10 protein-coding genes are annotated in these 11,768 nt (G+C 61.2%); 4 read left to right on the top strand and 6 right to left on the bottom strand.

Annotated features, from left to right (window positions below; translation table 11 throughout):
• Position 1: 1 nt before the first annotated feature.
• The 5 genes from DXD56_RS00235 to DXD56_RS00215 form a co-directional block, all read right to left on the bottom strand.
• Positions 2-754 (bottom strand): WecB/TagA/CpsF family glycosyltransferase, encoded by a 753-nt coding sequence (locus tag DXD56_RS00235; protein WP_199411514.1) that lies wholly within the window; start codon positions 752-754, stop codon positions 2-4.
• Positions 754-1,440 carry a sugar transferase gene (locus tag DXD56_RS00230; protein WP_117639253.1) on the bottom strand — a complete coding sequence of 229 codons (687 nt, stop codon included), beginning with the start codon at positions 1,438-1,440 and terminating at the stop codon, positions 754-756. The genes DXD56_RS00235 and DXD56_RS00230 overlap by 1 nt, the downstream gene beginning before the upstream one ends.
• 152 nt (positions 1,441-1,592) lie before the next feature.
• Complete coding sequence (locus tag DXD56_RS00225) at positions 1,593-2,183, bottom strand: hypothetical protein (protein ID WP_117639251.1); 591 nt, start codon at positions 2,181-2,183, stop codon at positions 1,593-1,595.
• Positions 2,184-2,506: 323 nt separating this feature from the next.
• Entirely contained in the window at positions 2,507-4,270 is a 1,764-nt protein-coding gene (thrS, locus tag DXD56_RS00220) for a threonine--tRNA ligase (RefSeq protein ID WP_117639249.1), read from the bottom strand.
• A gap of 240 nt (positions 4,271-4,510) precedes the next feature.
• Positions 4,511-4,942: a zinc ribbon domain-containing protein gene (locus tag DXD56_RS00215; RefSeq protein ID WP_055251579.1), complete on the bottom strand. Its 432-nt coding sequence runs from the start codon at positions 4,940-4,942 to the stop codon at positions 4,511-4,513.
• 485 nt (positions 4,943-5,427) lie between these two features.
• Here DXD56_RS00215 and DXD56_RS00210 point away from each other — a divergent pair, with 485 nt between their 5' ends.
• From DXD56_RS00210 to DXD56_RS00195, 4 genes are all read left to right on the top strand, one after another.
• On the top strand, positions 5,428-6,897 hold the full coding sequence (locus tag DXD56_RS00210) for an NAD(P)/FAD-dependent oxidoreductase (RefSeq protein WP_117639247.1): 1,470 nt from the start codon (positions 5,428-5,430) through the stop codon (positions 6,895-6,897).
• 1 nt (position 6,898) lies between these two features.
• Positions 6,899-8,248, top strand: a complete 1,350-nt coding sequence (locus DXD56_RS00205; protein WP_370445997.1) for an NAD(P)/FAD-dependent oxidoreductase — start codon at positions 6,899-6,901, stop codon at positions 8,246-8,248.
• Positions 8,249-8,251: 3 nt separating this feature from the next.
• Positions 8,252-8,650 (top strand): DUF1667 domain-containing protein, encoded by a 399-nt coding sequence (locus tag DXD56_RS00200; RefSeq protein ID WP_117639243.1) that lies wholly within the window; start codon positions 8,252-8,254, stop codon positions 8,648-8,650.
• A 128-nt stretch (positions 8,651-8,778) separates the two neighbouring features.
• Positions 8,779-9,867 (top strand): Xaa-Pro peptidase family protein, encoded by a 1,089-nt coding sequence (locus DXD56_RS00195; protein WP_117639240.1) that lies wholly within the window; start codon positions 8,779-8,781, stop codon positions 9,865-9,867.
• A gap of 349 nt (positions 9,868-10,216) precedes the next feature.
• Here the strand turns inward: DXD56_RS00195 and DXD56_RS00190 are convergent, their stop codons facing one another.
• On the bottom strand, positions 10,217-11,560 hold the full coding sequence (locus tag DXD56_RS00190; RefSeq protein WP_117639238.1) for a folylpolyglutamate synthase/dihydrofolate synthase family protein: 1,344 nt from the start codon (positions 11,558-11,560) through the stop codon (positions 10,217-10,219).
• Positions 11,561-11,768: the final 208 nt, after the last annotated feature.

Here is an 11,768-nt window from a genome sequence, read left to right as displayed (position 1 = left end):
GCTATTCACCTTTCTTAGCGAACTTGTATTTATACGTGAGGGCGACGAATTTTAGGTTGCCGATGATGTAGCGTTTCCACAGCCTTCCGGGCTCCTGGATGAAGCGGTAGAACCACTCCAGGCCGTGCTTCTGCATCCACGTCGGAGCTCGGTCGGTTACGCCGGCAACAACATCGAAGCTGCCGCCGACGCCCATGACGAAGGGGATTCCGATCTGGTCGATGTACTTGTGGACCCAGTACTCTTTCTTGGGAGAGGAGAAAGCGACGAACATCATGTCGGCTCCCGAGGCGGCCATATCGGATACGATCTGGGGCTCGTCCGCCTCGGTGAAGTAGCCGTTGCGATACCCTGCGATCTGGATGCCCGGGTACCTGTCCTCGAAAATCGCTTTGACCTTGGTGACCACCTCTTCCTTCGCCCCGAAGAGGTAGATGCGGTAGCCCTTCTCGGACGCCAGCCCGACAAGCCTCTGGAACAGGTCGATGCCCGTGACGCGTTCCCCGAGAGGAACCCCCAGCTTTTTCGCCGCCCAGACGATCGAGGCGCCGTCGGCGTTGATCAGGGGGCATTCGTTGACGATTGACGCGAGCTCGGGATCCGCCTCCATCAGGTTGACCTTGGAGGCGTTGATTACGACATGCTGGGTCGGTACGCCCCTCGCGATGATCTTCTCGATTTCATCCACCGTCTCGTCAAGCGAGATGGCGTTTACATACGTGTTCAGAATTGGATAACGATTGCCGGCTGACACTAGCACGCCCCGCTTCCCGTAATTACCTCGACGACAGTGAGTAGAACGATCTTGAGATCCGTGATGACGCCGCGCTTGGCTATGTACTCAAGGTCGCGCTGGACCATTCCGTCGAAACCCGTTGAATTGCGGTCCGTCACCTGCCACCAGCCGGTTATCCCGGGCTTCACGGCCAGGCGCTGCAGGTCGTACTCGGTGTACTCCGCAACCTCATTAGGCAGCGGCGGGCGCGGACCCACGACGGACATCTGGCCCAGGAATACGTTAATGAACTGCGGGAACTCGTCGATGGAGTGCTTGCGGATGAACTTCCCGATCTTGGTGACGCGGGGGTCCTCCCTCATCTTGAACATGGCGCCGGCGATCTCGTTTTGCTCCTTGAGCTCGGCGAGGCGCTCGTCGGCGTCCTTGTACATGGAGCGGAACTTCCACATGCGGAAGGTTGACAGGCTGCCGTCGGGGCGGGTCTGACCAACGCGGATCTGGCTGTAGAAGGGGCTGCCCTCGCTCTCCATGCGGATGGCCGCGGCAAGCACCAGACTCGGCACGGCAATGACGGCCAGCACGCAGCCGCTGAACACGATGTCGAACGCGCGCTTGACGGCACGGTAGGCCAGGCGCGAGTTGTCCCAGTCCATGATGGATTGCACAGCCTTATATCGACCGGTGCATTCACGCTGGTCCATAGCCTGACCAATCAGCGCTGCCCCCGCGGGCGCATTGCTCTCTGTCACTTCTTTATTAGCAGCCACAATAAAACTTACGTTCCTGTCCCCAGGAACCCCCCCCCCCCATCTATGAATCCAAAATCAAGTAATTTGCTAGTGCAACGTCTCCCTTACGTTTTGCTGGGCACGTCTAACGGAAGCAGCTCCCTAAATGTGGAGTCACCCTCGCCCACGTCTACCAGGCACCAGCGCTTATGACGGTCTATCTTCTTTACACGGGCCTCTTGCCCCACCAAGGGACCCTGCTCTATGTGCAACACGCCGTCTTCTATGCGGGCAACGCTGTTACGCACCACGCCGTCATCGTCCAGTACGCTGCGGTACCAGTCTTGTGCATCGTCCGGCATGGGCATGTACGCCCGCTCCCTACTGCCGGCGATGCGGCAGCCAAAGCTCAACTGGGCCAGGGCCCTATCGAGCGCGGCGGCATCGTGCGTGGCGACGAAGAAGTACTCCTTGTACATAGGTTTGGTTTGGAGCGACCAGGCGCCATCCCGCTTAAACCAGAACTCCTTTTGCATTACAAAGGCGTCTTTCATAAGCTCTTGCGGGATAATGCGGCGGACCTTTTCACAGGTCTCGCGCTCTTTTCCATGGGGGGTGTGAACCAGATACCAGCGGAGGCGGCCGTGCTGGCTGTTGGTGGTGGCGTCATAAAATGCGCCCGGCAGCTGCTCTTGGCGCCGTGCCGTCTGTTCCATGTTCTCGCCCCCTCTTTTGGCTTTGCGATGCACGCAAATGCAGGGGCGTTTAGAGCAGGCTTCTCGCTCGAGCTAGGCGCAGTCGCAAAAGTACAGGTTTTTGCATCTTTCGACTGACGACATTATACGAGCAATTAATCAGCGTTTGCCCAGATTACACAAAATGTACTGCTAGTAGGTACATCTCCATACCCCTCTATAAAAACCTGTACCTTTTTGTGCAACAAAAAAGCCGCTCAACCAGCGGCTTTTCTTATTTCGGCATGAAAAAAGGCGACCGCCTATGTGGACGGTCGCCTTTGTTAATTGTTGTGTTGCTTGCCTTAGGCGCGGGTCTTGATCTCCTCGGTCACCTTGGAAACAAACTCGTCGACGCTCATCTGAACGGTCTCGTTGGAGCGATCGCGGACGGAAATGTTGCCGGCCTCGACCTCCTTCTCGCCCAGGATGAGCATGTAGGGCACGCGGTCAATGGAGCGGGCCTCGCGGATCTTGTAGCCGATCTTCTCGTCGCGGTCGTCGCAGACCACGCGAATACCAGCCTCCTCCAGCTTGGCGCACACCTCGTGGGCGTAGTCGCGGCTCTTCTCGGAAACCGGAAGCGCCTTGACCTGCACGGGGGCAAGCCAGGTGGGGAACTTGCCGGCAAAGTGCTCAATCAGAATGCCGATGAAGCGCTCGATGGAGCCAAAGCACACGCGGTGCAGCATGATGGGGCGCTTCTTGGTGCCGTCGGCGTCCACGTACTCCAGATCAAAGTTGAGCGGCATCTGGAAGTCGAGCTGCACGGTACCGCACTGCCAGGTACGGCCGAGCGAGTCCTCCAGGTGGAAGTCGATCTTGGGGCCATAGAAGGCGCCGTCGCCCTCGTTGACCTCGTAGTCCATGCCCAGCTTCTCCAGAGCGGTGCGCAGGCCCTCCTCGGCGCGTGCCCAGTCCTCGTCCGAACCCATGGAGTCCTCGGGGCGGGTGGAAAGCTCAACGTGGTACTTAAAGCCAAACTTCTGGTACACGGAGTCGATAAGGTTGACCACGCCCACGATCTCGTCGGTCAGCTGGTCGGGACGCACAAACAGATGAGCATCGTCCTGGTTAAAGCAGCGCACGCGGAACAGGCCGTGCAGGGCGCCGCGCAGCTCGTGGCGGTGCACCAGACCAATCTCGCCGGCGCGAATGGGCAGCTCGCGATAGGAGTGCGGCTTGGAGGCGTACACCAGCACGCCGCCCGGGCAGTTCATGGGCTTAATGCAGTACTCTTCGTCGTCGATAACGGTGGAGTACATGTTGTCCTTGTAGTGGTCCCAGTGGCCCGAGGTCTTCCACAGCTGCTTGTTCATGATAAGCGGCGTGGAGATCTCCACGTAGCCGGCCTTGTGGTGGATCTCGCGCCAGTAGTCCAGCAGCGTGTTCTTAAGGATCATGCCGTTGGGCAGGAAGAACGGGAAGCCGGGGGCCTCGTCGCGCATCATAAAGAGATCCATCTCGCGGCCGATCTTGCGGTGGTCGCGCTTCTTGGCCTCCTCCAGCATGTGCATGTGCTCGTCGAGCTCTTCCTTGGTGGCAAAGGCGACGCCGTTGATGCGGGTGAGCATCTTGTTGTCCTTGTCGCCCTTCCAGTAGGCGCCCGAGACGCCGGTGAGCTTAAAGGCCTTCAGGGCCTTGGTGTAGCAGATGTGGGGGCCGACGCACATGTCGACGTAGTCGCCCTGCTGGTAGAAGGTGATACGGGCGTCGTCGTCCAGGTCGCCGATGTGCTCGACCTTGTACTTCTCGCCGCGCTCCTCCATAAGGGCGATGGCCTCGGCGCGGGGCTTCTCGTACACGGTGAACTTGAGGTTCTCCTTGACGATCTTCTTCATCTCGGCCTCGATCGCGGGGAAGTCGTCCTCGCTGATCTTGACGCCATCGGGCAGGTCGACGTCGTAGTAGAAGCCGTTGTCGGTCGCGGGGCCGTAGGCAAAGTCGGCCTGGGGGTACAGGCGCTTGATGGCCTGCGCCATGATGTGCGCGGCAGAGTGGCGGATGACGTGCGTGACCTCGTCCTGCGGGAGCTCGGCCACCGAACCGTCATTGTAGAGTGCCTTCATGGGTATGTTTTCTCCTCTCGGATGCCTGATGCAAGTGCGTGCGATACGCTCGGCGTTTTAACTTGCATCATTATAGGCAGGTTGCCTTGGTATACAAGCGCCCGCCGCACCTTAATGGCACGGCGGGCGATTTTCTACGCATGCTTCATCGTGTGGGGCGGGATGTGGGGCGCGTGGCGGCCGTGGGATGCGCGGGGTGCGCGGAGCCCGTGGCTTGCGGCCGGCCCGGCGATGGATGCGTTACTGGATGCGAGTTCGGCAGTAGGGGCAGACCTTCCAGTGCGCATCGAGCGGGCGATGGCAGCTGGGGCATACGTTGCGAACCTGGGTATCGCACACCGGGCAGACGACGAAGTCCTTCTCGATGGGGGCGCCGCACTGCGGGCAGGTGCCGTACTGGGCAAGTTGGCGCTCGCGCAGGGCCATGTCCAGCTCCTGCTCCTCGCGGTCGGACGCGTAGGAGTGCGGGCGCAGGACCAGGTAGGCGATGAGGCCCACAAACGGGATGAGGGCGATGATGCCCCATGCCACGTAGGCGCTGGCGCCGCGGCGGCGAGCGTCGATGAACACATAGACGACCGACAGCACATACAGGGCGATGATAAAGCCAACAAAGGCATAGACGACGCCCATAAGCTGCGGCGACATGAGCTCGGAGATGTACTTGGACATTACGGGTACCTTTCGGAATATTAACAGTCCGGTCAAGTTTACCACGGGGTTTGTTTATATGGGACCACGGCTAGGGGCGGGGCTGGTGCGGACACAAACATCTCAATCTGTAACAGGTGGAGGCGGAATCCGGGTCTAGATGTTACAGATCGAGACACAGGGGTCCCTCCCCGACTTCAATCTCGATCTGTAACATCTTGGGCCCAAAAACCCCTCTTACTGTTACAGATCGAGACATTCAAAATCCGCCGGAAGGTTTGTCTTGATCTGTAACATCTAGAACCCAAATCCTCGTCTAACTGTTACAGGTCGAGACAAACGGTTGCCGTAGCTGTCGGCAGACGAGCTTGTCGACGTTGCTGGGTCTCCCCTCGTCTGCCGTTGGCGGGTGTTGCGGGGCTGTTCGCCGCATTGCCGCCGCGCTGGGGGTGTGCAGACCGTAGGATAGTCGTATTGACAGCCTGTCAACTCGTCTGGGAGGCACTGTGACAGAAACGTTTGATATCGCGATTGTGGGCGCGGGCATCACCGGATGCGCCATCGCGCGGCAGCTCGCGCGGTTTGACCTGTCCATTTGCGTGGTCGAGGCGGCTAACGATATTGCGCTGGGCGCGTCGAAGGCCAATGGCGGCCTGGTGCACGCCGGCTACGATCCGACACCGGGCACCGTAAAGGCGCAGGTCAACGCCCGTGGCTGCGAGTTGTACGGTGCGTGGGCGCAGGAGCTGGGCTTTCTGTTCTGCCGCACCGGGTCGATGGTGTTGGGCTTTAACGACGAGGACCGCGCGCATCTGGAAAAGCTGCGCCAGAATGGCCTGGCCAACGGGGTGCCCGAGCTGTCAATCGTCGGACCCGACCGCATCCACGAATTAGAACCGCGCGCCAGTACCAAGGCGACATGCGCGCTGTGGTGCCCCTCGACTGGGTTTGTCGACCCGTTTGAGGTTGCCATCGCCGCGCTGGAGAACGCCGTGGCCAACGGGGTGACGTTTATGCGCTCCGCACCGGTGGAAGCGATTGAAGTCGCGAGCTCGGGCGAAGACGCACGCTTTGCGCTGGCAACCCCCGCTGGCAACGTGCGCTGCCGCTACCTGATCAACGCCGCGGGCAACGGAGCCGCGGACATCTCGCATATGGCGGGCGCCGAGGAGTTCCATATGGTCTGGCGTCAGGGCAACATCGTGGTGCTGGACAAGGAGCCGCGCACGCTCATGCCGCTCTACCCCGTTCCGACGCCGATATCGAAAGGCGTCATCGTGACGGGGACCGTTCATGGCAACACCGTGATTACCGCGACGGCCGCCGTGCGCGAGCCGGGCGACACGCAGACCTATGCGAGCGATGTAAACGCGCTCCTGAACGGCGCGCGCAAGCTGGTGCCCGACCTGGAGACGCGCCGCGTGGTTCGTGCGTTTGCCGGCGGGCGTCCGGTCATTCGGGGAACGAACGACTTCTTTATTGGACAGTCGGCCGTGGTGCCGGGGCTCTTCCAAGCGGCGGGCATTCAGTCCCCAGGCGTGGCGAGCGCGCCTGCCATTGCCGAGCGCATGGAGCTTGTGATACGTGAGGCGGGCGTGGAGCTGCACGAGCGGGCGGACTGGAATCCAATTCGCCGCGCGCCGGACGACTTTGACCGCGCACCGCTGGCTCGCAAGGAAGAACTCATTGAGTCCGATCCCGCGTGGGGGCAGATCGTCTGCCGCTGCGAAACGGTGCCCGAGGCCGAGATTGTGGCCGCGATCCGACGCCGTCCGGGCGCGATTTCGGTCGAGGGCGTCAAGCGCCGCTGCCGCGCCGGCATGGGTCGGTGCCAAAGCGGTTTTTGCCAGAGCCGCGTGGTTGCGATCCTTGCCCGCGAGCTGGGCTGCGACCCCAGCGAGGTGCTGCTGGAGGATACCGGATCCTGGTTGGTTGAGGGATCGATGAAGGGGGTGCACCAGGATGGCGACGCTTGATATGCGTGACGGACGTGCGGAGACCGGAGCTACAGAGGCGGTGCAGACGCAGGCGTTCGACGTGATCGTTATCGGCGGCGGTCCCGCCGGTATGGCGGCCGCGCTTGCCGCGCATAAGGCCGGCGCGCAGGTGGCCATCGCGGAGCGCGAGCAGCATCTGGGCGGGATCCTCCGCCAGTGCATTCACCCCGGTTTTGGCCTTTCGCACTTTAAGCAGGAGCTCACCGGCCCCGAGTACGCGCAGCGCTTTATCGACCAGGTGCGCGCGACCGACATTGCGCTGTTCCTGGGCAGTATGGTGCTCGGGATTGATTCGAGCGAGTCCACGGAAGACGCCACACTCCACACCGTCACGCTCATGAATCCCTCCGGTATGCTGCAGCTCACCGGACGCGCGGTCGTCCTTGCCATGGGCTGCCGCGAGCGCACCCGCAGCGAGATCAAGATTCCCGGTAGCCGTCCCGCCGGCGTATTTACGGCCGGCTTGGCGCAGCGATACATCAATATCGAAAACCTCAAACCCGGCTCGCGCGCCGTCATTTTGGGTTCGGGCGATATCGGGCTTATCATGGCACGTCGCTGCACGCTCGAGGGGATTTCGGTCGAGGGCGTGTACGAGCTCATGCCGTACGCCAACGGCCTGCGCCGCAATGTGAAGAACTGCCTGGACGACTTTGACATTCCGCTGCACCTGTCCACCACGGTCACGCGCGTGATCGGGCACGACCGCGTGGAGGCCGTCGAGGTAAGCCAGGTCGACGAGCGCCTGGCGCCCATTCCGGGGACCGAGCGCGTTGTTCCGTGTGACACACTGCTGCTTTCGGTGGGATTGATTCCCGAGAACGAGCTTTCGGTTGCCGCGGGCGTGGAGCTTGACCCACGCACGCGCGGCGCCGTAGTTGACCAGAGCCTCCAGACAGGCGTGCCGGGCATCTTTGCCTGTGGCAACGTGCTGCACGTGCACGACCTGGCCGACAACGTGACGACCGAGTCCGAGCGCGCCGGTGCAGCCGCGGCGGCGTACGCGCTGGTTGGCGGGGCCGAAACGAACGCGGTCGCGGACACGAGCTGCGAGCTCACGGTCTCCCCTGCCGGCATTGCGGGCTACGCGCTGCCGGGACGCATTACGGCTGTGGCGCTCACCAAGCTCAACTTCCGCGTACGCCGGCCGGTCGATACCGCTCGAGTACGCATCTTGGCCAACGGCGAAGAAGTGTTTGCGGGCAAAGTCCGCGCGTTTAAACCGAGCGTCATGGAAAGCTTCCCGCTGCCGGCTAAGGTGATTCAACGCGCACTCGACCTGGGTGCCAGCGAAATCGTCCTGTCCGTCGATCCCGTTGAGGAGGCATAGCTCATGAGTACGAATGTGACCGAGACGCTGCAGTTCAACTGCACCACCTGCCCATCCGAGTGCCTCCTGACCGTAGAGGTGGAGCACGACGCCAATGGCACCGTGGTGGAAGTGCGCTCCGTAACCGGTAACAACTGCCCGCGCGGCGATACGTTCGCACATCAGGAGCTCACCTGCCCCATGCGCGTGCTCACAACGACCGTGGCCGTCTCCGGCGGCGACGAAGCCCTACTCCCCGTCCGCACGGCCGAAGCCATCCCGCTAGAACTCCACGCCCAAGCCATGAACCTCATCCGAGGCCTAGTCGTCAACGCCCCCATCCGCATGGGCGACGTCGTGCTGGAAGATCTTCTCGACACCAACATTGACCTAGTCGCCAGTATGGACATCGACCCAGCCTAAGAAGCAAATTTGGGACGGGCTCTTTTAGCTGCTTTTGCAAGGAGTGTCCCGAAGTGCCGGCATAAAAGGAACGTCCCTATGTGCCGGGCTTGGGATACCATGGTGGCAGCCTAGCGAAAGGATGTTTCATGGCACATGTCGATGACCAGCGCGTGGCGCGCGTGCTCGATGCGCTCGAGGCTCAGCACCCCGGCGCACAGCTGCTCGTAAACGACCCGTGGTCAATCTATTACCTGACCGGCTTTTATGCCGATATGTTCGAGCGTTTTTGCGGCGTGCTACTCGTGCGCAATGCCGAGCCAGTGATCTTGGTCAACGCCCTGCACCAGCTGCCAGAGTATGACAATGCCCGCGTTGCCTATCACACCGATACCGACGTCGTGACCGACGCCATCACTCGCGAGATCGATCCGACCAAACCGCTCGGCATCGACACCGTCATGCGCTCCGGCTTTTTGATGCCGCTCATGGAGCGCCACGCCGCCAGCGAGTTTTTCCTGGGTGACTTTGCCGTCACCGCCGCACGCACCTACAAAGACGCTACCGAGCAGGAGCTTATGCGCGCGTCCTCGGCCGCCAACGACGCCGTGATGGCCGACGCCATCAAGCTCGTCCATGAAGGCGTGACGGAGCGCGAAATTGCCGATCAGATGCTCGGTCTGTACCGCAAGCACGGCTGCGAGGGCTTTAGCTTTCCGCCCATCGTGAGCTTTGGCGCCAACGCCGGCGACCCGCATCACGAACCCGACGACACCGTGCTCAAGCGCGGCGACGTGGTGCTGTTCGACATTGGCGGACGCCGCTGCAACTATTGCTCGGACATGACGCGCACGTTCTTTTGGGGCGAGCCGGACGAGGAAACCGCACGCATCTACGATATCGTGCGCCGCGCCAACGAGACCGCCGAGGCGCTCATCGCACCGGGCGTGCGCATGTGCGACCTGGACCGTGCCGCGCGCGACGTGATTGAGGACGCGGGCTACGGCGAATACTTTACGCATCGCCTGGGTCACTCGATCGGCCTGCAGGACCACGAGCCGGGCGACGTCTCGCTCGTCAACGAGCAGGTCGTAGAGCCGGGCATGACGTTCTCCATCGAACCGGGCATCTACCTCCCCGACCGCACCGGCGTCCGCATCGAGGACCTGGCCCTGGTGACCGAGAACGGCGTCGAGATTCTCAACGCCTACCCCCACGACCCAGTCCGCTTAGACTAGGCAATGCGGCAAAGGGGCTGTCCCTTTGCCGCATCACATGAATGCCGCCACAAAAACGGCCTATCTACTACGTTTAGCCCGCGTGGGTCGACCATACCCGTGTTTTCGCAAAACTGGCAAGCCCTTTACCTGCGGTTTTGATTTCGCAATTCTCGGTATGGTCGAGGGTTACCGGTCAAACGTAGTAAATAGGCCCATTTCGTGGCGAGCAAGTCAACTCGAGGCGCAGGGCAGCCAAAAAAGCCCCGTCCCAAATTGACTGCTTTTGAGTTGCGGTGATATACGGACCGTTTGAGGCTTCTGGCTTGTAAAACAGTCCGTATTTCACCGCAACTGATGAGGGGATGGGTTAACGGAGCAGCCCCGCTACTTCGCCGGCTAGGGTGATGGTACCGGCTGCTACGAAAGGCTCGCCCGCGGCATCGAAAGCCGCGAGGGCCTCGGATACGCTGGGGTACACGCCCGCGAGCTTGTCGGCGTCCACCAGGGAGGCAAGCTCCTGTGCGGGCAAGGCGCGATCGGAATCGGTCTGGGTTACGACCACGCGGGGGAACGCCGGAACCAGAACGTCAACGATACCCGCCACGTCCTTATCGGCCAGCGCGGCGCACAGCAGCGTGGGGCGATTCTCTACGCACGAATCGATCTCGTCCAGTGCGCTCACAAAGTTCTCGCAGCTCTGAGGGTTATGACAGGCGTCGATCAGCTTGAGCGGATTGGTTCCCAGCACATCAAAGCGACCCGGCGTGGGGCAGCCCATAAGCGACGCATCGAGCTTGTCATGATCGAGCTCGCGACCCAGATACCCCTCGCACAGCATAATCGCGCACGCGGCATTCTGCGGCTGATACGCCGGCTTGACCATGCTAGACGTATAGATCGCACGCGGCGTGGTGCAGCTAAACTCAACCGTGTCGCCCACATGTGCCGGCACCTTGGTCGTGGCATGGTTCACCACCAGCGGCACTATGCCGCACTCGCGACAACGTGCATCCATCACGCGCTGAACGCTCGCCTCGTGCGTACCCTCGCCCAAAACAACCAGGCGTCCAGGCTTAATAACCACAGCCTTCTCCCCCGCAATGGCCTCGAGCGTATCGCCCAAAATGCGTGTGTGATCGAGCCCAATGCCCGTAATGGCAACGGCGACGGGATCGGTCGCACTCGTGGCGTCCCAGCGTCCGCCCATGCCGACCTCGAGCACGGCAACATCCACCGCGGCCTCGGCAAACACGACAAGTGCGGCAGCCGTCAGCAGGTCAAACGGCGTAATGGAATAGGCTCGCTCCCCCGCCGCCACACGACGGGCATTCACGCGATGTCCCGCCTCAACAGCAGCAGAAACACCACGGGCAAAGGCCTCATCGCTCACGACGCGTCCATCGACCTCCATACGCTCGGGATAGCGCACCAGCTGCGGCGACGTATACAGCGCGGTCTTGAGTCCCTCGCCGCGAAGGATGGCAGCCGAAAATCGCGTGGTCGAAGTCTTGCCATTGGTACCGGCAACCTGAATGCAATCAAAGTACTCGTCCGGACGCCCCAACTCATCGAGCATATCGACAACCGTCTCGAGCAGCGGCCCAGCATCCCCAGAAATCCGCCCTGTATCAGCAGCTAGCCCCACAGCCTCATCAAACGAAAGCAAATCAAACTCAAAAGGAACGGTATACAAGCCGGAACGCTTAGGCATTTTTAGAACCGCCATTCATAGAAAAATAAAACAGTATAGGTTGAGGATAGTCAGCGAAAACGCCTCTGATGAGCCAAGGTGCCGTGAAACAAGGGCGCATAGGGCTTATGCCCATGCGCCCGAAGTTGAACGGCAGATTGGCCATCAGAGGCGTTTGCAGCGTCGAGTCAGCCGCCGTTTGTTAGAACGGCGGAATAGGTGTCCGCAG

The sequence above is a fragment of the Collinsella sp. TM06-3 genome (assembly GCF_003436395.1).
Lineage (GTDB): Bacteria > Actinomycetota > Coriobacteriia > Coriobacteriales > Coriobacteriaceae > Collinsella.
This window is presented reverse-complemented; position numbering and strand designations above follow the sequence as displayed.